Origin of the sequence: Psychrobacillus sp. FSL K6-1464, from assembly GCF_038003145.1 — a bacterium.
In the GTDB taxonomy this organism is placed as follows: domain Bacteria; phylum Bacillota; class Bacilli; order Bacillales_A; family Planococcaceae; genus Psychrobacillus; species Psychrobacillus psychrotolerans.
This window is the reverse complement of the sequence record NZ_JBBOOP010000001.1, coordinates 1,036,872-1,057,341: the sequence shown is the minus strand read 5'-3', so window position 1 is coordinate 1,057,341 and position 20,470 is coordinate 1,036,872. Positions and strand designations below refer to the sequence as shown.

Annotated in this window: 24 protein-coding genes; 7 read left to right on the top strand and 17 right to left on the bottom strand. The window is 34.6% G+C overall.

Annotation, left to right across the window (positions count from 1 at the left end):
• Positions 1–70: 70 nt before the first annotated feature.
• From MKX39_RS05015 to MKX39_RS05000, 4 genes are all read right to left on the bottom strand, one after another.
• On the bottom strand, positions 71–1,645 hold the full coding sequence (locus MKX39_RS05015) for a peptide chain release factor 3 (RefSeq protein WP_093535526.1): 1,575 nt from the start codon (positions 1,643–1,645) through the stop codon (positions 71–73).
• A 313-nt stretch (positions 1,646–1,958) separates the two neighbouring features.
• Complete coding sequence (locus MKX39_RS05010; RefSeq protein ID WP_340768622.1) at positions 1,959–3,008, bottom strand: M42 family metallopeptidase; 1,050 nt, start codon at positions 3,006–3,008, stop codon at positions 1,959–1,961.
• 190 nt (positions 3,009–3,198) lie between these two features.
• Positions 3,199–5,376, bottom strand: a complete 2,178-nt coding sequence (locus MKX39_RS05005; RefSeq protein WP_340768620.1) for a sensor domain-containing protein — start codon at positions 5,374–5,376, stop codon at positions 3,199–3,201.
• Positions 5,377–5,592: 216 nt separating this feature from the next.
• The gene (locus tag MKX39_RS05000) at positions 5,593–6,981 is read right to left on the bottom strand and encodes an aldehyde dehydrogenase (protein ID WP_093535532.1); all 1,389 of its coding nucleotides are present in this window, start codon (positions 6,979–6,981) and stop codon (positions 5,593–5,595) included.
• 288 nt (positions 6,982–7,269) lie between these two features.
• Between MKX39_RS05000 and MKX39_RS04995 the strand changes: the two genes are divergently transcribed.
• Together MKX39_RS04995 and MKX39_RS04990 are read left to right on the top strand one after the other, a co-directional pair.
• Positions 7,270–7,410 (top strand): hypothetical protein, encoded by a 141-nt coding sequence (locus MKX39_RS04995; protein ID WP_175496189.1) that lies wholly within the window; start codon positions 7,270–7,272, stop codon positions 7,408–7,410.
• A gap of 107 nt (positions 7,411–7,517) precedes the next feature.
• Positions 7,518–8,249: a thermonuclease family protein gene (locus MKX39_RS04990; RefSeq protein WP_340768618.1), complete on the top strand. Its 732-nt coding sequence runs from the start codon at positions 7,518–7,520 to the stop codon at positions 8,247–8,249.
• A 47-nt stretch (positions 8,250–8,296) separates the two neighbouring features.
• Here MKX39_RS04990 and MKX39_RS04985 read toward each other — a convergent pair whose 3' ends face one another.
• Complete coding sequence (locus tag MKX39_RS04985; RefSeq protein ID WP_093535536.1) at positions 8,297–8,881, bottom strand: phosphatidylglycerophosphatase A family protein; 585 nt, start codon at positions 8,879–8,881, stop codon at positions 8,297–8,299.
• Between the two features lie 100 nt (positions 8,882–8,981).
• On the opposite strand from MKX39_RS04985, the gene MKX39_RS04980 reads away from it, so the two are divergent.
• The 3 genes from MKX39_RS04980 to MKX39_RS04970 are packed head-to-tail and all read left to right on the top strand — an operon-like array spanning position 8,982 to position 10,712.
• On the top strand, positions 8,982–9,704 hold the full coding sequence (locus MKX39_RS04980; protein ID WP_340768617.1) for an alpha/beta hydrolase: 723 nt from the start codon (positions 8,982–8,984) through the stop codon (positions 9,702–9,704).
• 60 nt (positions 9,705–9,764) lie between these two features.
• Entirely contained in the window at positions 9,765–10,280 is a 516-nt protein-coding gene (locus tag MKX39_RS04975; RefSeq protein ID WP_093535540.1) for a YjcG family protein, read from the top strand.
• A 3-nt stretch (positions 10,281–10,283) separates the two neighbouring features.
• Positions 10,284–10,712 carry a GNAT family N-acetyltransferase gene (locus MKX39_RS04970; protein WP_340768616.1) on the top strand — a complete coding sequence of 143 codons (429 nt, stop codon included), beginning with the start codon at positions 10,284–10,286 and terminating at the stop codon, positions 10,710–10,712.
• Positions 10,713–11,022: 310 nt separating this feature from the next.
• Here MKX39_RS04970 and MKX39_RS04965 read toward each other — a convergent pair whose 3' ends face one another.
• From MKX39_RS04965 to MKX39_RS04950, 4 genes are all read right to left on the bottom strand, one after another.
• The gene (locus MKX39_RS04965) at positions 11,023–12,378 is read right to left on the bottom strand and encodes an arsenic transporter (protein WP_340768615.1); all 1,356 of its coding nucleotides are present in this window, start codon (positions 12,376–12,378) and stop codon (positions 11,023–11,025) included.
• A 207-nt stretch (positions 12,379–12,585) separates the two neighbouring features.
• Positions 12,586–13,173 carry a DUF6897 domain-containing protein gene (locus tag MKX39_RS04960; protein WP_340768614.1) on the bottom strand — a complete coding sequence of 196 codons (588 nt, stop codon included), beginning with the start codon at positions 13,171–13,173 and terminating at the stop codon, positions 12,586–12,588.
• A gap of 125 nt (positions 13,174–13,298) precedes the next feature.
• Positions 13,299–14,870: a DUF2642 domain-containing protein gene (locus MKX39_RS04955; protein ID WP_340768613.1), complete on the bottom strand. Its 1,572-nt coding sequence runs from the start codon at positions 14,868–14,870 to the stop codon at positions 13,299–13,301.
• Between the two features lie 76 nt (positions 14,871–14,946).
• Positions 14,947–15,471 (bottom strand): hypothetical protein, encoded by a 525-nt coding sequence (locus tag MKX39_RS04950; RefSeq protein WP_340768612.1) that lies wholly within the window; start codon positions 15,469–15,471, stop codon positions 14,947–14,949.
• A 182-nt stretch (positions 15,472–15,653) separates the two neighbouring features.
• Here MKX39_RS04950 and MKX39_RS04945 point away from each other — a divergent pair, with 182 nt between their 5' ends.
• Positions 15,654–16,028, top strand: coding sequence for a hypothetical protein (locus MKX39_RS04945; RefSeq protein ID WP_340768611.1), 375 nt, complete (start codon positions 15,654–15,656; stop codon positions 16,026–16,028).
• Between the two features lie 157 nt (positions 16,029–16,185).
• Here MKX39_RS04945 and MKX39_RS04940 read toward each other — a convergent pair whose 3' ends face one another.
• The 7 genes from MKX39_RS04940 to MKX39_RS04910 form a co-directional block, all read right to left on the bottom strand.
• Positions 16,186–16,488 (bottom strand): hypothetical protein, encoded by a 303-nt coding sequence (locus tag MKX39_RS04940; RefSeq protein ID WP_340768610.1) that lies wholly within the window; start codon positions 16,486–16,488, stop codon positions 16,186–16,188.
• Between the two features lie 98 nt (positions 16,489–16,586).
• A complete protein-coding gene (locus tag MKX39_RS04935) occupies positions 16,587–16,832 on the bottom strand; it encodes a stage VI sporulation protein F (protein WP_340761790.1) in 246 nt (81 codons plus the stop codon).
• A 32-nt stretch (positions 16,833–16,864) separates the two neighbouring features.
• Positions 16,865–17,023 carry a YjcZ family sporulation protein gene (locus MKX39_RS04930; protein ID WP_093535558.1) on the bottom strand — a complete coding sequence of 53 codons (159 nt, stop codon included), beginning with the start codon at positions 17,021–17,023 and terminating at the stop codon, positions 16,865–16,867.
• Positions 17,024–17,090: 67 nt separating this feature from the next.
• Positions 17,091–17,456, bottom strand: a complete 366-nt coding sequence (spoVAE, locus tag MKX39_RS04925; RefSeq protein ID WP_340761789.1) for a stage V sporulation protein AE — start codon at positions 17,454–17,456, stop codon at positions 17,091–17,093.
• Between the two features lies 1 nt (position 17,457).
• Positions 17,458–18,465, bottom strand: coding sequence for a stage V sporulation protein AD (locus MKX39_RS04920; protein ID WP_340768609.1), 1,008 nt, complete (start codon positions 18,463–18,465; stop codon positions 17,458–17,460).
• Entirely contained in the window at positions 18,459–18,914 is a 456-nt protein-coding gene (gene spoVAC / locus MKX39_RS04915) for a stage V sporulation protein AC (RefSeq protein WP_340761787.1), read from the bottom strand. The genes MKX39_RS04920 and spoVAC overlap by 7 nt, the downstream gene beginning before the upstream one ends.
• The gene (locus MKX39_RS04910) at positions 18,914–19,306 is read right to left on the bottom strand and encodes a hypothetical protein (protein WP_340761786.1); all 393 of its coding nucleotides are present in this window, start codon (positions 19,304–19,306) and stop codon (positions 18,914–18,916) included. Before MKX39_RS04910 ends, spoVAC begins: the two co-directional genes overlap by 1 nt.
• Before the next feature lie 136 nt (positions 19,307–19,442).
• Here MKX39_RS04910 and MKX39_RS04905 point away from each other — a divergent pair, with 136 nt between their 5' ends.
• The gene (locus MKX39_RS04905; RefSeq protein ID WP_340761785.1) at positions 19,443–19,958 is read left to right on the top strand and encodes a CotY/CotZ family spore coat protein; all 516 of its coding nucleotides are present in this window, start codon (positions 19,443–19,445) and stop codon (positions 19,956–19,958) included.
• A gap of 127 nt (positions 19,959–20,085) precedes the next feature.
• Here MKX39_RS04905 and MKX39_RS04900 read toward each other — a convergent pair whose 3' ends face one another.
• Entirely contained in the window at positions 20,086–20,451 is a 366-nt protein-coding gene (locus MKX39_RS04900) for a hypothetical protein (RefSeq protein WP_340761784.1), read from the bottom strand.
• Between the last annotated feature and the right edge of the window lie 19 nt (positions 20,452–20,470).

The following is a 20,470-nucleotide window of genomic DNA, read 5'->3' as shown; positions in this document are numbered from 1 at the left end:
TCGACCGCTAGTAAAAAAATTTCCATTATTACAAAAGAAAGAGGTCACCTGATAGGCAACCTCTTGGAGATTAAAGTAAATTATAAAGTTTAATATGCTCGTATTTGTCTTGGAACCAACGAGTAGCGAACTCATTTTCAAACAGGAATACATAATTATCATATCGATCTCGGACAAGCATCGAGCGTGGACCTGTCATCGATTCCTTTACATCTTCCTCATTTTCAATCCATCGGGCTACTTTTGAGCCAATCGATTCCATTCGAACATCGACATTGTATTCGTTATTCATACGATGCTCAAACACTTCAAATTGAAGCTGTCCAACAGCACCTAAAATAACTTCTTCTGTATGAAGTGTCTTATAGTATTGGATTGCTCCTTCTTGCACTAACTGTTGGATTCCTTTATGGAAATGCTTCGACTTAAGTACGTTTTTAGCAGTTACTTTCACAAATAATTCCGGTGTAAATTGAGGTAGCTTTTCATACGTAAATGCTTTTTTACCTCCGACAACGGTATCCCCTATTTGATAGTTCCCCACATCGTATAGCCCAATAATATCTCCCGCAACTGCTGTTTCAACTGTTTCACGGTCATCTGCTAAAAATTGTGTAGATTGTGTCACTTTGAAGGTTTTCCCCGTTCGAGCCAAAGTCACGGTCATTCCACGCTCAAATTTACCAGAGACAATTCGCACAAAAGCAATACGGTCACGATGAGCTGGATTCATATTTGCTTGAATTTTAAAGATAAACCCAGAAAAATCTTCATTTAGTGGATTTACTTCTTCCTCTTTTTCAGTCATGCGTGGTTGAGGGGTTGGAGCAAACTGTAAATAAGTCTCCAAAAATGTTTGAACCCCGAAATTTGTTAAAGCACTACCAAAGAATACTGGTGTTAAATCACCTGCAAGTACTTTTTCCTCATCAAAATCATTACCTGCTTCATTTAGCAGCATAATATCTTCCATTGCTTGAGTGTAATAAGAAGTTGCTTTCATCGAATGATCTACGGCAAGTTCTCCATTCTCATCTATAGGAAGAAATCTCTCTGATTCATCCGTACGGAATTGTTCAATCCGTCCATTAAAACGATCATAAATCCCTAAAAATTCTTTTCCCATACCTATTGGCCAGTTCATGGCATATGATTGAATACCTAGAACCTCTTCCAACTCTTCCATAAGTTCAAGTGGTTCTTTCCCTTGACGGTCAAGTTTGTTTATAAACGTAAAAATAGGAATTCCTCTCATACGACAAACTTTAAATAGTTTTAACGTTTGAGCTTCAATACCTTTTGCAGCATCGACTATCATAACTGCACTATCAACAGCCATTAGTGTACGGTACGTATCTTCACTAAAGTCCTGATGTCCAGGTGTATCCAATATATTTATACGACAATTATTATAGTCAAATTGCATAACGGATGATGTTACCGAAATTCCACGTTGCTTTTCGATTTCCATCCAGTCAGACGTTGCAAATTTCCCGGATTTTTTCCCTTTAACTGTACCTGCATCACGAATAGCTCCACCAAAGTACAAAAGCTTTTCCGTAATAGTCGTTTTACCAGCATCGGGATGGGAAATAATTGCAAAGGTTCTTCTTTTCAATATTTCATCTTGTAATTTTATATCCATTCTGTTATATCTCCTTCTTATTTCACTTTCTTATCATATGGATTTAGGGAGCAAAAAACAAGTAAAAAAAGTGTAAGTGCTTATGTTTACTCTGAAAATCATTGGAAACACCGCAGCAAAAACCATTTCCCTCTTTATCGAACCATATGTTATCACTCATGGAGCATGACGTTGAAGTTTGATAAAAAAAGCGAAAGCGCCAATTTCGTCCTAGAAATCACTTCAAAAATTGGTTAAAGGCACAGTATACCTTTAACCTATATTCGAAATTGAATCTGGCAGGTTAGGCGCTAAGCTTAAATAAGCAGGACTCTTAAGACATTTTTGTATTTACGTAACTATATAAAAGTTTTGCTGTATTTTCCAACGAATCAATATGTGTACGCTCGTATGCATGAGATGCTTCAATACCAGGTCCCAATAGTGCATGCTTCACATCATATCCTGCACGAATAGCCGCCGATGCGTCAGATCCATAGTAAGGATAAATATCCAACTTATATTCAATATTTTCATTTTTAGCCAATTCTACTAATCGTCGAGTTAGCTCGTAATGGTAAGGTCCTGAAGAATCCTTTGCACAAATAGACACGGTATACTCATCAGACGATTGACCATCTCCGATAGCACCCATATCAACAGCCAAATATTCCACTGTTTCAGCCGGCACATTAGAATTACCACCATATCCGATCTCCTCATTATTAGAAATATAGAAATGTGTTGTATGAGGTAATGTCATGTCTGTATCTTGAATGGTTTTGATTAATTGCAGTAGTAATGCTGTACTCGCTTTGTCATCGAGATGGCGAGATTTGATAAAACCATTTTCAGTTTCTTCAAATCGAGGGTCAAATGAAACAAAATCTCCAACCTCTACACCTAATTTACGTGTATCTTCTGCCGTTAATACTTTTTCATCTATACGAACTTCGATATTTTGCTCATCCCTAGGTAAACCACTGGCATTCTTATATACATGTACAGTTGTTTGATGCATTAAAATAGTACCTCTAATTTTTTTGCCATCTGCTGTATGAATAGTACAGTACTCACCTTCCACAGCGTTCCAATTAAAGCCGCCTATCATCGTAAGTTTTAACCTTCCGCTACCTTTCACTTCTTTTACCATCGCACCTAATGTGTCTGTATGGGCTGTTAAAAGTCGATGCTTTGTATCATCTGTTCCTTTTATAGTAGCGATTAATGCACCTTTATTTGTCCGAATATAATTCACTTTCAGTTGCTTTAATATATTTTCCATAAAGTCCATAATCTCTTTTGTATAACCGGACGGACTAGGAATTTCTACTAATTGCTTTAATAATGCTACCGTTTCTTTTGCTTCAAATGTATATGACACTTTTTTATCCCCTTTCACTACCTTAGTCTTATCTTAACAAAATCTAATATAATCAGATACACCTAATTAGGATACTATTTCAACAACTAAAAAAGCGGATTCACTTTTAGCTTCTAGATTATCATTAGATAAAGTAATACTACTTATCTGTTGTCATAGACTAGACGAAAGAGTAAATCCACTTTTTTATTTAATTTCCCAACACAAAGTCAGGTACTTGATAGACCTCTAAAGGTTTAGAGAAATAATATCCTTGGACAGTTTGACAGTCATTTCCTCTTAAAAACTCAATGACCTCCGCCGTCTCTACTCCTTCTGCGACTACTTCGAGACCAAGGCTATGACCAATTTTAATAATAGAGGATACAATTACTGCATCTTTCCCTATTAATACTTGGCTTGTCAAACTACGGTCAATTTTCAACGTATGAATCGGTAACTCACTTAAATATCGGAAATTAGAAAAACCAGAACCGAAGTCATCCATTGCTAGTTTAATACCCATTGACTCAAGGTCATGTAATAGTTTCAGTAATCTTTCCATATTTTTCATCAAAACATTTTCGGTCAACTCAATTTCTAAATAATGAGGAGGTAAACCTGTTTTTTCTAAAATTGTATGTACACTTGCTAAGAAATCATTTTGCTCTAGCTCTATAGGACTTATATTAACGGAAATAGTTTTAAAAGGGACCCCTTGTTTAATCCACAGTGTTGCTTGTCTACATGCTTCTTCTAAAACATATTTACCAATTGAGATAATGAGACCCGTTTCTTCTGCGAAAGGTATGAAATCATTTGGAGGAATAATTTCTTTTCCTTTTTTATTCCAACGTATCAATGCTTCATAGCCTTCAATCGTTCCTCTTTTTAAATTGACTTTTGGTTGATAGACAAGATAAAATTCATGCTTGTCCAATCCGCTACGTATATCACTTTCTAAGCTTACTTTGTTGACATAGCCCTCCATATGTTTCCAATCAAACAGCACCGCATTTCGTTTACCATTTTCCTTTGAAATATTTAATGCTAAATCAGCCGCTCGGTGAATTTCTTTATAACTAGATCCATGTAGTGGAAAGGACGCTATTCCAATCGAACAAGATATATGAATTTCCATTTCTTCTATATTAAAAGGTTCTTCTACCTTTTGAATAAGTAGCTTTGCGTTTTCAAGCATTTTAGTTCTTTCCACTTGCCCCTTAATAAGTACAACAAATTCATCCCCACCAATGCGATATAACTCCCCTGTAGTGTTGTAAAAATCCTTAATCCTAGCCGTTACTAACTTCAAGAGGGAATCACCAGTAAAATGACCAAGGGAATCATTAATGTTTTTAAATCTGTCCAAATCAATATATAGAAAACTAAAGGGTGTGTTTTCGTTTATCACTTGTACAATATCTTTTTCTAAAGCCGCAGTATTAAACGTATTTGTCAAATGATCGCGGTAGGCAAGCTCAGTCAATTTAGTCCTTGCCGACTCAAGTTCCGTAATATCGTTTCCAATACCAATCGCGCCACTTATTGTTCCATTTGTTTCAACAGGAGAGATTGTAATATGTATACATCTATCATCTAACCATTCCTTATAAGAAACTTCCTCACCAGTAATAACTTTTTTTAGATGAAATAATAATCGATCTGTCATCTCTTCTGAGAAGTATGTATTCATTTTGTAGATAGGAATTAATATTTTATTTTCCATAGAATTAGCGCTAGGTTGAATCGTTTGTAGACCTTTTTTTGCTAAAAATTCTGAGGCTAATTTTCCGGTCAACAATGAAAAACCATAATTATTTTCTCTATCTTTTTCCACTTTGAAGACAAAATTGTTGATATGGTGTACGACGGTTTCAAAAGAAGAAAGTAGTTTGGACTGCAATAATATTTCTTTTTCTTTTTCTATAGTAATATCAGTGCGGATACTTAGAAAATAGGTATCGTATCCGTTATTTTCAACAGGTATTATATACGTTTTCACCCAATATAATTCGCCATTCTTACGTCTATTACATATTTCACCTGACCATGTATGTCCATTTAGAATAGTAGACCACATGTCTTTAAAGAAAGATTCAGGATGAGTTTTCGAGTTAATAATTCTATGTGTATTTCCAATTAGTTCTTCTTTACAGTATCCTGTAATCTTGCAGAAGCGGTCATTAACGAATAATATTTGTCCTACCTTATTGGTTACCGCTATTATCATTGTTTCATTCACTGCATAATCCATAAGCTCCATTTTAAAAAAGGCATCATCTAGCTTTTCCTGAAGTGCTATATCGCTACCCAATGACTCATTGAAGATTGCAGTTTTAACTTTATATAATAATTCATCGGTATTCGTATTAAATACAGACTCCATAGTGCCTCACCTGCCTAAAAATGATTGTTTAGTATTAATAATTCATGTTAATCTTAGTAAAATAGTCACTCTTTGTCAATGGAATCACCATAATAACTCACCTATTATTTATGAATTGTGACATTTTGAAATCTATTAAGTATTTTAAAAAAGCCATTCTAGTACAAAGACTAGAATGACTTATCTCATTTTATAAAGCTCTATTGGCTGATACCATTACTTTAGTAAGCCTCTCACTAACTTCACTTTGTTCTTGTAAGGTGGGAAAACGATATTTACTGGTAAGCTTGTATTTTTTTTCACGATAGACTTTTGATGTGTAAATAGAGTAAAGCTTGCTTCTCCGTGATAGGATTGTACTCCTGAGTTCCCTACTCCGCCAAATGGTAAATGAGCACTTCCAGCATGCGTGATTGTGTCATTTATACAGCCTCCTCCAAATGGTAGCTCTTGAAGAAAGAATTGCTGCGCTTTCTCATGTTCACTAAACATATAAGCAGCTAAAGGTTTTGGAAACTTACGAATTTGCTGGATTATAGTCCGTAAATCATTGTAAGCAATTATAGGTAGTATCGGCCCAAATAATTCCTCTTCCATCGACGGACTATTGAAATCAACTCCATTCAATAAAGTTGGTTCCATAAATAAATCATCACGATCCGTTTTCCCTCCAAAAATAATATGGTCACTTTCCTCTTCTAAAATTCTCTTAAGGCGATCAAAATGATTACCATTTACTATTCTTCCTAGGTCAGGACTTTGTTGCAATTCTTTTCCGTAAAACTGTGTAATTGCTTTTTTCATCTGTTCGATAAACTTATCTTTTACCGATTCTTCCACTAATACATAATCGGGCGCTATACATGTTTGACCTGCATTCACAAATTTCCCCCATACAATACGTTTAGCTGCTACAGCTAAATTTGCAGTATGATCCACAATCGCTGGACTTTTCCCACCTAATTCTAAAGCAATGGGTGTTAATCGCTCTGCAGCTGCTTTCATCACTATTTTTCCTACTTGGACGCTTCCAGTAAAAAATATAAAATCAAAAGGAGCATGTATTAACAAAGAGGTTTCTTCCTTCTCTCCCTCTAATACTCTAATATATCTCGGATCAAATGCTTCAGAAATAATTTTCTTCACAATATTAGTGGTGTGAGGTGTTGCTTCTGAAGGTTTAATAACTGCACAATTCCCTCCAATAATTGCTCCAATTAGCGGCTCCATAATAAGTTGGAATGGATAATTGAATGGTGCAATTATTAATACGGTTCCATAAGGATCATTTACAACAAAGCTTTTAGATGGCATTAAAGCAACAGGTGTTTTTACGTACTTCGGTTCCATCCACTGCGCAATATTTTTAATCATAAAGGAAATATTGTCATAAACTAATCCTATTTCTGTGACATAGGCTTCGAATTCACTCTTTCTTAAATCCTTGTATAATGCTTCTATTACTTCTACTTCATATTTTTTAATCGTACTTTTAAGTATTTCTAATTGGGCTATTCGAAATTCTACAGGTCGAGTCATTCCAGCATAAAAATAGGCTTGATGCTCTTCTAGCATATGGTTTAATTGTTGCTCTGAAAATTTCATTTTTTATTCTCCCCTTTTATTCATTTAATCTTAAAGGAATCATACTATTTTTTTCTAATAGAAGAAAGAATAAACATTTAATATGCAATACATGAAGTCTACCTTTCGTGGAATACTAATTGCAAGAAGTCATTTCCACCAATAGACTACAACTATAAGTCTATAAGACTTCAGAATCCCTGTGCTAAACGATTCATTTTTCACGTAATTGGTTTATATGCGAAGCTCAGCAGGGTATAAAAATCGTATATATAAACAAAACAAATTATTAAAAGGGAGGAAATAATAATGACTGAAACAGAAACTTGGTGGGAGCCCATTTTTACAGGTGCTTTCGCATTAGGGCTAAATAAAGAGCGTTTAAATGAACTAGAAGAAGAAACATTTTTATATTTTCAAGAGGATCAAGGTGAAATGGAGAAACACTAATTGAATAATCTATTTAGGATTTCAGCTTTTCCCTTCTACTATATAAGGAAAAGCTGATTTTTTATTTCCTCTTTATTTATATGCTAAACTACAATGGGTGATAATAAATGAAGAAGATTTTTTCTTATCTAGTTCTATTCACTATACTTCTATATGGTTGTGATGAAAGTTCCACTAATGGTGTGATTCAAACTGATGGAAGTACCAATCAAATAGCTGTTGAAGTTGTGGAAGTTATTGACGGTGATACGATTAAAGTTAAATATAATGGAGACATAGAAAAAGTTCGATACTTGTTAATAGACACTCCCGAAACAAATCATCACACTCTAGGAAAACAACCATTTGGTGAAGAAGCAAAACAACGCAACAAGGAAATAATAAAGAGTGGGAATGTAACCATTGAGTTTGATGTAGGAAATCGACTAGACGACTATGGTAGAATGCTCGCTTATGTGTATGTAGACGGCGAAAGCGTCCAAGAAACTTTGCTCGAAGAGGGACTAGCAAGGACAGCCTATATCTTCCCTCCGAACACTCGATATTTAGACGAGTTTGAGGAAGCTTCTAAAGTGGCTAAAGAAAGAAGTATTGGTATATGGGAGACCGATAACTATGTTACTAATAGAGGTTTTAATGCTGAAGTTCTAACTAATAATAATGCTGAAGAAAAAAAATCCACAACTGAACAATGTAATATCAAAGGAAATATTAATCGGCAAGGCAAAAAAATTTACCATATAGCTAGCGGGAAATATTATGAACAAACTAATCCTGAAGAATGGTTTTGTACTGAGCAGGATGCTATACAAGCCGGTTTCAAAAAGTCCGGTGAGTAAAAATGCAATCAGTGGGAGATGATGTCGCCACTGACTGTATTTCTTTATTATGTTCTTGCGCCTTTTATTTTAGCTTCTGGAACTGTTTCTTCAGGTGAAATATCTGCAAAGGTTTCATTTTGTTCTTCTAAATCTCTTGTCCGATGCGCTAAACGTGAAGCTGCACTAGAAGCGATGCTCGCCACTAAATCATCTAAAAATGTATGAACTGCTCCTCCAATTTTAGTATCTAATTTTGAAATAAGTCCAATTTTATTTTTATCTAAATGGCCAAATGTAGTTACTGCTATACTGCCATAAGTAAATACAGCTCCCAGTGCAATTGTTTCGTCTACCCCAAACAAACCTTCATCTGCTTCCACTATTTGTTGCAATGGTGCAGATAGCATTTTCTTCTCTGCCAACTCGTCAAGTTCGATACCAACTAATATCGCATGTTGCATTTCTCTTTTTTTCAATACACTTTTAACAGATTCTATACAATGTTCTATAGTAAGTCCCTTATTGTAAGGAAATTGCATCTCAAATACAATCTCTGCTATTTCTTCCAAAGTAACTCCACGTCTTTTTAACGCGTCTTTTGTAGCTTGCTCTACTTCACGAGAATGGACTCTAGATGTTTGTCTATCCATATTGTTATCCCCCTTGTTGTTTCATCATTTCGTTTATTATACCTCTTTGCTAGTATATGATACAATTTCTGTACTACATGAATGATATTAGGAGGAAATTATGAACAAGGGAACTATACAAGATATATCGTTTTTTAGTGAGGCTTTACAGGAAGAAATGCAACTTCTAATATACTTGCCTCCAAATTATTCACCTCTCTATAAATACTCTGTACTAATAGCATCTGACGGAAAAGACTATTTTCAACTAGGAAGAATTTCTCGAATGGCTGATGAGTTATATGAAGAACAAGCAATTGAGAACTTAATCATAGTTGGAGTACCTTATAAAAACGTAAAAGATCGAAGAGATAAATATCATCCAGATGGTTCTCAATTTCCTGCTTACAAACGTTTCTTGGCGCAAGAATTAGTACCGTATATAGATGAAAACTATCCTACTTATCAAGTTGGAATGGGAAGATCACTAATAGGCGATTCGTTAGCTGCTACTGTTTCACTCATGACAGCTTTAGCCTATCCAAATACATTTGGAAGAGTAATAATGCACTCCCCACTTGTCAATCAGGCTGTAATAGAATCCGTCGAGAAATATAAAGACGTTCATGCATTTTCTCTTTACCACGTCATTGGAACGGAAGAAAAAGCCGTGAAAACAGGGGACGGTTTATTAACCGACTTCATTACTCCAAATAGAGAGTTACACAATTTATTTAAAAATAAAGGATTTTTGACCTTTTATGACGAATTAACAGGAGACCATACTTGGAAGCTTTGGCAACCAGATATAAAAAGAGCGTTGTTGCAAAATTTTAGCCTATAGAGAAAGATTTGTTATAATAGGTAATATTGTTATTTTAATAATTTGAGGAGGTAATGAAAAATGAAATACGGAATTGTTGCTTTTCCATCTAAAAAGGTACAGGACTTCGCAAACTCCTATAGAAAGCGTTATGACCCTCACTATGCTTTAATCACTCCACATATGACGGTCAAAGGTGTATTTGAAGCCGATGAAAATGAGATTAAAACCATCGCTGAGAAGGTTAATAAAGTAGTGCGTAATCATAAACCATTTACTTTAAAAACAACTAAGGTAAGTTCATTTGCCCCTGTTACTAATGCTATATACTTTCATGTGGAACCAACAGCTGAGCTAGTTAAACTGCATGAGGATTTAAATGATATTCAATATAATGAGGATGAAAGCTATTCTTTTGTTCCTCATATTACAATTGCTCAAAAGATGAACGCAAGTGAACATGATGATATACTGCCACAATTAAAAATGATTGGTGCACAGTTTGAAGAAGAAATCGATCGCCTACATCTTTTATATCAACTGGAAGATGGATCATGGACTGTATACGAAACATTTAGATTGTCTGGAGCTGAGTAAGTATTGGTGTACGCAAAGAAAGTGGAAACTGAAAAAGAATATGAAGATGCTATAAAAATTAGAAGAAAAGTTTTTGTTGAAGAACAAGATGTCCCTCTTCATCTTGAACTGGATGAGCATGACGAAGAGGCAGTACATTTTGTAGCATACGACGAAGGCACTCCATTCGGCGCAGGTAGAATTAGAGTTATTGAACCTGGAATAGGTAAAGTAGAAAGAGTATGTATTCTTCCAAGTTATCGTGGACGAAAGTTAGGTAATCTCATGATGCAATGCATGGAGGACTACTCGAATTCTACCGGCATTAATAAGCTAAAGCTGAATGCACAAAGTCAGGCCATTCTTTTTTATGAAAAAAGAAATTATACTATTACTTCACCTGAATTTTTAGAGGCTGGAATTCCTCACAGAGCGATGGAGAAACAAATTTAATACGACAATTTTATGGAGAGTTTTGACTAACGTCAGACTCTCCATTTTACGTTTGGAAACTTTTTGAGTGACCAATATTTACAAAATTTTCATTTCCGTGACATTCTTTCATGCTATATCATATAAATACTATTAACGAATGAATTCAAACCATATATGTATCCATATAAAATTCATCAAAATATTCCAAACTTCATAAACATCCTAGTTGGAGATAAGACTTTTTATGGTTTTTTGTTTTAAATAGTAAAGCAGGAAATCTCCATTTTGTTTGAAAAGTTCCCGCTTAATCATAGGCTTTTCATCTCTTTCAATTAAAAACGATTTGCACCCAAAAGTATAAGAGGGTTAACGTTACAATCGTTGTTATAGGAATTACTTTTATCGAGATGCTCAAATAATCTTTCCATGTAATTTTAATTTTATTTTTCCTTAAAATGTCCATCCAAATAAGGGAAGCAAGTGTGCCAATTGGTAACAACAGTGAACCCATATCGCTCCCAATAATATTGGCAAGATAAATCGTTTTTAAAGTAATCGGGTCTAAGCCCATTTCTGTTAATGTTATCGTCCCAATCATTAAGGCAGGATGATTGTTAAAAAGGTTTGATAGTATGGACACTAACCCCCCCATGATGAAACTAGCTTGGAATAACCCCTGCTGAACAATCGGTTCACACCACTCAACTAGTAGTGCAGTTAGACCGACATTGTGTAGGCCGTAGATAATTACGTACATAGAAAATGCAAAAATTAGAATATGCCATGGAGTCTTTTTCAAAATATCTATTGGATTAGATTTTAAATAATACCCTCTCCATAGTAATAGAATAAGCGAACTAATTGCTGCAACGATTTCAATGGGAATATTTACATAAGAAGCAAAAAATAGCATCCCTCTTACAACTAAGACAAAGAATAGGATCTTGAACATAAATTTACTACGCTTATGTTTCGTCTCCAGGGAGATACTTGCTTTCAGTGGATGAAAGTTTTGAGTAAAAAATGATTCCTCCACATTAATGAGAGAGTTTGGTAAAGTTTCAGGCAGTCTTTTCTTCACAATGACAAACATCAAACAGGACATAAATAATAACCCTAAAGTTGCTGGGACAAACATCATTAAAGTATGCATCCATAAAGACATATCAACAATCTTTAATGCTATTAAGTTAACTAGATTGCTTACTCCGATAGGTGCGCTGGAGGCAGTCGCAATTAAAGCTCCACTGATTAAATAGGGGATTTGTTGAGGAGGTTTTAGTCTCATGTTCTTAAGTAGTAGTATTAAAATGGGAGTTGTTATCAAAATACTCCCGTCATTATTGAACAATAATGTCATTCCAAAACATAATAACTGTATATACCAATACAATCGATAACCTGATCCTTTTGAAAAAGCTACAATTCTAGTAGCTACCCAGTTGAAAAAACCGAAGCTTTCCAATATGACAGCCATGACAACTGTCGATATTATCGTAATGGACGCCCCTCCAACTTTATCGATAATATCAAACACGTCTGCTAAAGTCACAATTCCTGCAAATAATAATATCCCAGCGCCAATTGTTGCTGGCCAAGCTTCATTTACTTCTCTAGGTCTTACAAAAATGACTAACATCGTAGATAGGAACACCAGAATGGCGATTCCAATTTGCAAACTCATACATATACCATTTCCTCTCCTTATTATGATTGTCCCCTTCCTTGTATGTATATTCCTTTCCCATTAGAGAAACGAGGTGTATGTCCATATTCTCTAAAATAATCTATAAAACTCACTATTTTACATAATAGAATAAATAAATTCTATCTATCCCCAACTTCAAGAAGCATGAAATATTTCATGCTTCTAATTTTATATATACATTTTTTATACTCCGTGAATCGTTTTTATATGATCAATATTTATATAATCCTTAACTGCTCTAGCTGCCTCCAACTCGACAACTTGTTCTTCTACATTTTTTATAGTTCCAATATGACTCTTACTTCCACCAATATTAAAAACAATAATCTTATCTATAAATTTTTCTATTTTGTTTTTAAAAGTATCCGCACTAGCTTCTGTCACTGATAGTTGGAACTTCAGATTATTTAACCCGTAAGGACATTCATTTGTAGGATAAGGAATTAGCCACTTTAAATGTTTGGTAGATATATACATAGTTTTATAAATCGGCGAATAAAATTCAAAATAATCATCCATTATCTCAGTGATATAACCATGTAGGGGCTGATCATCTATTAAGTATATTTCAGTGCTCTTTCCCTGAGCTTGATGTAGCGTTACTCGTAAGGATAGTTCATGATTATTTCCACCACTTTTAATACTAGAAGACTCTATTGGGGCAAGGGTATCTAACTCATTTTTCTTTAGAGGACAGAAGCTATGGATATGAATGATAGGAATATACATATAATCTGTACCATTGAAAATAACTATAATATCTGTTCCCACATCAATTAGAGTACCCTTTAATACTTTTTTCCTGACACCTCTATTTGGACATACTCCTTCAGTAGACTTTGAATAATTTTATTCAAGGTCACAACTCCTTTTAGTATTTACTCGTCCTGGAAACACTACCGTCTTAACTTCCGGTACATTGTCGTTGCATGTCTCATTAGCGATATATATTGTTTTTCTATTGCAGCTGTGTCGTGCCTAGAGTCATATATTGGATAACCATAAATCATTTCATACTGTCTCACTTTTTCTGGACTGCCCTCGACTCTTGGGTGAAAATATAATTTGTTATCTGTTTGTTTAAAATTTACCGCATTTGAAATTTGAACTGCTGCGTAATTCATCAAGGCAAAGTATTGCTGCTCCAACATTTCATTCACTTCTTTTTTACTCATCACATTTACATTTAATTGAGGTTTTTTTTTTTCTAATGTTCGCGGTGGATTATCTAAGATATCTAGTTTGTCTTGCCCATCCGAGTTTCCACCAAATTGTTTTGAATAATCTGTCTGTTCATTTAGCTCCGGCTTGGACGTGGCCACTAATTTATTTTCAATTGGGGGTGTCATTTTATTTTTCAAATCATTTTTCTTTGGTAATGTAATAGTAGATTGATCACTATTCATTGAGCTCCAAGCCGTTAGAAGTACATCTTTCCCCTTCACTTTCGACCTTTTTTCAGGAATATTTAGTTCTTCATTGGAATCAAAACTAACTTGTTCTTCTTCAATTTGATCTTTTATTTCATCTAGGTAAATCTCAAGTTGTTCTTCTGATTGAGGAGGAATAGCTTTATCTAATAATTTATCTTCAGCTATTAAGTCTGTTACTTCACTTTCGACTTCATCTATACTGGATACTTCCTCTTCTAACTCTAAAATAATAGCCTCGGCAATTGCTAAATCTCCACTGCTACCTTTTTGCTCCAATTCAGCTTTAGCAGAAGTGTCATTATCCTCTAACCCAGTTATTTTAATCGGGTCCACTAATTTATCAGTAATCCCAATCGTCACTGCCTCAACTTCTTGTTTACTAACTAAAGTACTAACTTTCTCTGTTAATTCACCAGGGGTTGTATTCTTCCTTACTTCCGGTTCGCGTAGAGGAGCTGTCACATTTGCAACAATCTTATTGGCCATTAGTTTAGTTCTGTCCTGTTCCACAGTTAAATTCTCATTTCTAACCTCAATAGAACCTTTGCTAATACTAAATCTGTATAGTTTTTGGATAGCCAGTTGTTCCTTCTTATTGGAAAAATAGAGGTCACTTTCAGATATATTGCTAGAAATATCGGTAATATGTGAAATAGGAATAAAAAATAATTCTTTCCTATTTATTAGAATGATATGATCCTCGAAGATACTGCTTAATATTCCGTAAAGAGTAGGAATTCCGTATTTGTTTACCGTAACCCATTGGTACCTTAATGCAATTAACACATCTGTCATATCATTTCTAACTAGATATGGACTAAACTTCTTTGCTAGAGACAAATCGGTAGTATTCTTAGAAATTGCTTGTATTTGATGTATCGCTATATAGAAAGTATTTTCATTCACTTCCAAAACAATATGATTTTCTTGAATATCTAATAAGATACCTTCAACGAATTGATTATTAGCTAAATACAATCCTATACTCTTCTTTTCATTGGCATATAATACGTTTTCGAAGTTTCTTTTCTGCACTTGGAGGTCACCTCCCTTATAGAATATTCGTCGCTTTTAATTAAAAAAGCGACGAATGCATACTTATTTACTAGCTTTACTTTGCTTCTTCTTGATTTTTTGATTCATTTTTATTATCTTCTTTATTATTTTTATTTTCCTCTTTACCACTTTTATCTTTGTCTTTTTTCGTTTTTTCAATCTTCACTCCATAACTAATATTACGAATATGAAATAAAGCAACTCGAATTATTTCTTCGTTCGCCACAATTATTGCGTAATCATCTGTAACTGAATCTAAAACACCTTCTAGTGTTTCAGGCCCACCACGATTAATTTTTACCCACTGTAATGTTAGACAATTCAAAATACCTTTGAAATCATCGGCTTGAATATACTCAAAATCTTTCGGTATTTCAAGATTGAATTCTGTCTCGTTTTTAGAATGATTCGTCAAACTTTTAATATGTTGTGTACTATAATATATAATTCCATCGTTTTCTGTTAATAAAGTAAAGTAATCGTCCTCAGCTGACAAGAGTAAACCTACTCTCGATTCTGGGCCACCTCTATCTACTTTAATTACTTTGTCTACTAGAGAGAGTAACATTTTCTTATTCATCTTTCTAACCTCCTTTTTAGTTATCCTTGTATCTATATGTATCTTGGAGGACCTGAGTATTGGTTAAACGCCCATTTCACTTTAATTATACAAGCACCCATCATCTTAACTCCCCGAACAATATGATGCATCTCTTCATATTCTGTAATAGTGTCATTAAATCATAGAAAGTAGTGAGTATTTTGAAAGACCACAAAAAGAAAAAAATGCCTCATCATAAGTCGGAAGATACATCAAATGATATTGCTGATAAAAATGTAAGCGAATCAGAAGATGAAACAATAGGAGCAAAGGAAGGATCAGAGAACAAAAAAGACAAGGATGCGAAAAAAGAAAAAGATAGTAAAGAAGATAAAGAGAAAAAGGAAAAAAAGACCTCGAAGGATTCAGAGAAAAAACAAGACACTAAAAAAGAACATAAAGAATCCAGTAATTTTGAAAATACAGATGAAGACAAAAAAGATAAAAAGAAAAAACACGAAAAAACAGAATCAAGTGAAAAAAGTGCTGACCATGAGAAACATTCAGACGAAAAGAAAAAAGGACATAAAAAATAACCATAGTACTAAGTCAGACGGAGTAATAAATAAAGGTCCAGCTAATCCCATGATGGAATTAGCTGGACCTTTTATTTTCGTTGTTGTTAGTTCAAAATTGAGATTTATCCTGAAAAAATCGCTTATCGTAGATAAGCGATCTTTCTAATACTATGAACTAAACATACGTATTAACACTGTTTCCTTTACCACTGATTTCAGCTATTAGTGGAGATAAGTTTACTGGATTTGGATGGATAAAGCCTTTAAATAATGGTTGGATTGATGGTCTTTCTTGTTCCATTAATTGCTCTGCTTCCTCTTCTAAAAATTGTTCCTGCTCTTCTAAGTGATCATCAAAACCAGATTTAAATTTTACAAGTTGAATATTATCAATATAAGCAAAATTATAATCATTCCCAATCATTCTATTAGCATAAACTTGTGATTGAATCGGTTGTATTGGAAGAATATATCCCATGTTCTCCACCTCCACATTATTTTTATTATATTACGCTTTACCCCATCCTATTATTCTTAAACCTATTTTTTTATAAAAAGTTTAATTAATTTACAAACTTATAATAGTTTTTGAATATCTGCTAAACTTAACGAACTCCCACTCTGTAAAATAGAGCGTGTAAGTTCATCTTCTAATTCCTGAGAAACAGGTTTATTTGCTAACTTGCCAACTTTACGTACAATTTTACGAACTTGTTTCTCATCCGTAAAATCAGCATGTGAGATGGCATTGGCAAGCGTAAATAGGTCATCCATTGACACACCGGTTTTATTTTCTATAGATTTAAAAAATGAATTTTGCATAATTTTTCCCCCTCACATCTTATTGTTTTTTATTAATAAGGGAGAAAGCTTCTACCAACAATGATTAGTAATATAAACAATACAACGATTAGTACAAAGGTTGAACTTTTGTTGCCACCATATTCGTTGCCTCCAGCATACCCCGGGTATCCTTGGTATCCTTGGCATCCTCCACCACAGTAGTCATACATACTCTTTCCCTCCTCTCCTCTTCAACTTATTGTATGCGAGAGGAGAAAGGAAAAAAGGGCGAATCAACTAGTACATTGTCTTCCGCTTGTGAAAAATGAACGCACCAATGACACCAAACAATATTGCAGAGCTTATACCAGAGCTTGTTACTTCAAACATTCCAGTCAATACACCGATTAACCCATGCTTTTCTGCTTCTGCTAGTGCTCCATGTGTCAAAGAATTTCCAAAGGAAGTTATAGGAACCGTCGCTCCTGCACCAGCAAAGTCAATCAATGGCTCATATAGACCAAACCCATCTAATATAGAACCTAATACCACTAAAGTACTTAATGTATGTGCAGGTGTTAGTTTAAATACATCCATGAAAATTTGACCAATAACACATATCAAACCACCAACGATAAAAGCAGTCACTAATGATGAAATCATGTTAACCCCTCTTTTCCATACGACATTCAATAGCATGAGCAATACAAGGGATTGTTTCCCCTTGTTGAAATGTTAAAGGGGATAATAAAGCCCCTGTAGCTACTAACAATACACGTTTAAAAGATCCTTTTTTTAACTGATCGTATATTTGACCGAAGAAAACAACAGCCGAACAGCCTGCTCCACTACCACCTGCATTGAAAAACTTATCATTTCCATAGAACTGAGCACCCGCATCTTGCAAGATAACACCAGTATTTTCATCTTGAAACATTTCCTTTAATATAGAAATTCCTATATTGCCTAAATCCCCTGTCATAATTACATCGAAGTCAGCCATTTTACTATTCGTATTCGTTAAATGTCGCTCGATTGTATCTCTAGCAGCAGAGGCCATTGCTGCACCCATATGTAATGGGTTTGTTTGTTGACTATCCACCACTTTGCCAATAGTTGCATGGGTGACGACTGGAGTATTTTTCAAGTCTTTTTCTAACAGAGAAAAACCTGCTCCAGTTACAGTCCATTGAGATGTTTTAGGTTTTTGAGTACCATACTCCAACGGGTACCTAAATTGACGCTCTACAGCTTGATGATGACTAGAAGCTCCCGCAAGTACAGTACGCGCATTTCCTGACTCCAACAAAAGACAGCCAAGAATAACCGATTCCATCGAACTGGCACAAGCTGAAAAAACTCCCAAGTATGGGATAGCCAGGCTCCGCGCTGCAAAATTTGTTGGAGATAACTGATTGATAAGATCTCCTCCTATCAGAACATCTACTTTATCTACCTGAGTATGACCTTTTTTAGCAGCCCAATGACATGCACTTTCAATCATCCGAGCATGTGCCTGCTCATTTGTTTCATCCTTTTCTGTTTCTAATGAAAGAACCTCATCAAAGGAATCAGCAAAAGTGCTATCCTTTTCTACTGGTCCCACCACTGTTCCCGTATTGGCTATACAAATTTTAGATGTAAACTGAAGAGTTCCAAACGTATTTACCATGAGACAACACCTATATTCACTAATATTGTTTTAATAAGTGCAACGACAAATGCAGACAGCACACCAAATACAATAACCGATCCTGCAAGTTTGAACATATTGCCTCCAACCCCTAATACATACCCTTCCGATTTATGCTCTATTGCAGCTGAAATTACTGCATTACCAAATCCTGTAACGGGTACCGCTGATCCAGCACCTCCAATTTGTGCAATTTTTTTATATAAACCAGTTCCAGTTAAAATCATTGCGATAAATACCAACGTAGCAACCGTTGGATTTCCAGCAGTTCCCTCTGTAAAAGGGAAAAAGCGCATATAGAAAAATGTAATAAGTTGTCCTATAGTACAGATGATTCCTCCAACAATGAATGCTTTGAGTATGTTCATAAAAAATGGCACTTTGGGATTTTTTTCATCTACTATTTTTTGAAATTGTTGTTGGTCCATTAGGTCTCTTCCTTTGATAACAATTTTATTTTTTCAATCGACTTTTTCAGTTCCTTTTGTTTCAATTTCTTTTCGATGATGGTTTCTACTTCCCACATAAGTTTTTGATCACCTGTAACAAGTACTTTCTTTTCCGGAAATTGTTTTTCAATTTGTTTAGTAATTTTTTTTTCGATTTTTGCTTTATTAAAACGATCGAAGCGATTTATATTGATTGCAACTAAAATATCTTCCTCATTTATCACACTTTTATAACCATAAATCGTATCTTGTTTTTGCATGATTGGTTTTAATGAAGAGGAATTATCTGAGGGGAAAATCACTTTTTCTTTCTCGCTTGAACAAGCGCCCAACAATAAAACCATTAGAAAAACAATTAAGCTTTTTTTCATATGATTACATGCTCCTTTTTTTGTGTTAGTATGCTCGCTGGTATTTGAAATATGCAAATTGCTTACGAGATATTTGCCCTTGTCAAGATGAACTTCCCACATACGTTAGTAAGAGATGAAGAGGAGGTGAATTTTAATGGGTTGTGGAAAATTAGGTGATGTTACCGATGTAACGCAGTCTGGAAATTGTGTTTGTGATGTTGTCCGTGCTATTAAGGACATTCAAGATCAAGCAACAGATGATTGCCCTCAATGTCCGACAAATTGTTTTCTAGAACCACTTGGAGGTCTTGTTAGCCCTGCTAGTAGACGTCAAGCAGACACACGAGTATTTATGTTATTAACGAAAGATGGAGATCCTTTTAAAGCGTTCTTCCGTGATAATGATAGATTTGATTGTGATTGTATTTCAGTTTACTTCCGTGTAGAAGATATCTTTGATGGTTGCTGTGCAACATTAAGAGTTTTAGAGCCACTTGACAGAGAACGTAACGAAGTTGATTTATTAAACGATTGTGGTACAAAAATCGACTTAAGAAAACTTTGTAAAGTTAGAAATTTCAGATCAACTGGCAGTTGTATTACTGTAGATTTGAATTGTTTCTGTGCAATTGAATGTATCGCCGATGTATTTTTAGATGTATGTGACTGATCGTTTCATCTGTAGTGTCTATTCCGTTCGGGGGAACCCGAGCGGTTTTTTAGTGATTTTTTTTGAAACACCTGTCAATGATTTCTTTAAACACAAAAAAGCTATCCTACAATAGGATAGCCTAAGTTCACTTCAATATACTTCCACGCCACATAATCTTTTCGATCTCTTCTAATGGAACCGTCATCAATTCTTCTTTTCCAACTAGTAAAGTAACTTGACTTTCTTCAACCCGCTCTACTTCACCTGGCACAGTTACTCCACCTTTTAGATGAAATATTAACGGTTGATATACTTTACGTTGAAATGGTTTTGCTAAAAATTTTAATTTATCTATAATTGCTAGTGTCTTCGTCGAATAACTTTTCTGTATTTCATAAATCGATGTACTTTCATCTAGTAATTCGTATGGAATTACAGCTCGTTCATTTGGTGGCAGATGAAAAACTGGTGGGCCTTTTATAAAGAGCAAAGGATCATTAAATGAGTTCATTAGCACATCCTTTTTCCTT

Coding starts and splice junctions, on each gene's coding strand:
- MKX39_RS05015 (WP_093535526.1), bottom strand. CDS start 1,645: ATGGATATAAAATTACAAGATGAAATATTGAAAAGAAGAACCTTTGCA.
- MKX39_RS05005 (WP_340768620.1), bottom strand. CDS start 5,376: ATGGAGTCTGTATTTAATACGAATACCGATGAATTATTATATAAAGTT.
- MKX39_RS05000 (WP_093535532.1), bottom strand. CDS start 6,981: ATGAAATTTTCAGAGCAACAATTAAACCATATGCTAGAAGAGCATCAA.
- MKX39_RS04995 (WP_175496189.1), top strand. CDS start 7,270: ATGACTGAAACAGAAACTTGGTGGGAGCCCATTTTTACAGGTGCTTTC.
- MKX39_RS04990 (WP_340768618.1), top strand. CDS start 7,518: ATGAAGAAGATTTTTTCTTATCTAGTTCTATTCACTATACTTCTATAT.
- MKX39_RS04985 (WP_093535536.1), bottom strand. CDS start 8,881: ATGGATAGACAAACATCTAGAGTCCATTCTCGTGAAGTAGAGCAAGCT.
- MKX39_RS04980 (WP_340768617.1), top strand. CDS start 8,982: ATGAACAAGGGAACTATACAAGATATATCGTTTTTTAGTGAGGCTTTA.
- MKX39_RS04975 (WP_093535540.1), top strand. CDS start 9,765: ATGAAATACGGAATTGTTGCTTTTCCATCTAAAAAGGTACAGGACTTC.
- MKX39_RS04965 (WP_340768615.1), bottom strand. CDS start 12,378: ATGAGTTTGCAAATTGGAATCGCCATTCTGGTGTTCCTATCTACGATG.
- MKX39_RS04950 (WP_340768612.1), bottom strand. CDS start 15,471: ATGAATAAGAAAATGTTACTCTCTCTAGTAGACAAAGTAATTAAAGTA.
- MKX39_RS04940 (WP_340768610.1), bottom strand. CDS start 16,488: ATGGGATATATTCTTCCAATACAACCGATTCAATCACAAGTTTATGCT.
- MKX39_RS04935 (WP_340761790.1), bottom strand. CDS start 16,832: ATGCAAAATTCATTTTTTAAATCTATAGAAAATAAAACCGGTGTGTCA.
- MKX39_RS04930 (WP_093535558.1), bottom strand. CDS start 17,023: ATGTATGACTACTGTGGTGGAGGATGCCAAGGATACCAAGGATACCCG.
- spoVAE (WP_340761789.1), bottom strand. CDS start 17,456: ATGATTTCATCATTAGTGACTGCTTTTATCGTTGGTGGTTTGATATGT.
- MKX39_RS04920 (WP_340768609.1), bottom strand. CDS start 18,465: ATGGTAAATACGTTTGGAACTCTTCAGTTTACATCTAAAATTTGTATA.
- spoVAC (WP_340761787.1), bottom strand. CDS start 18,914: ATGGACCAACAACAATTTCAAAAAATAGTAGATGAAAAAAATCCCAAA.
- MKX39_RS04910 (WP_340761786.1), bottom strand. CDS start 19,306: ATGAAAAAAAGCTTAATTGTTTTTCTAATGGTTTTATTGTTGGGCGCT.
- MKX39_RS04905 (WP_340761785.1), top strand. CDS start 19,443: ATGGGTTGTGGAAAATTAGGTGATGTTACCGATGTAACGCAGTCTGGA.
- MKX39_RS04900 (WP_340761784.1), bottom strand. CDS start 20,451: ATGAACTCATTTAATGATCCTTTGCTCTTTATAAAAGGCCCACCAGTT.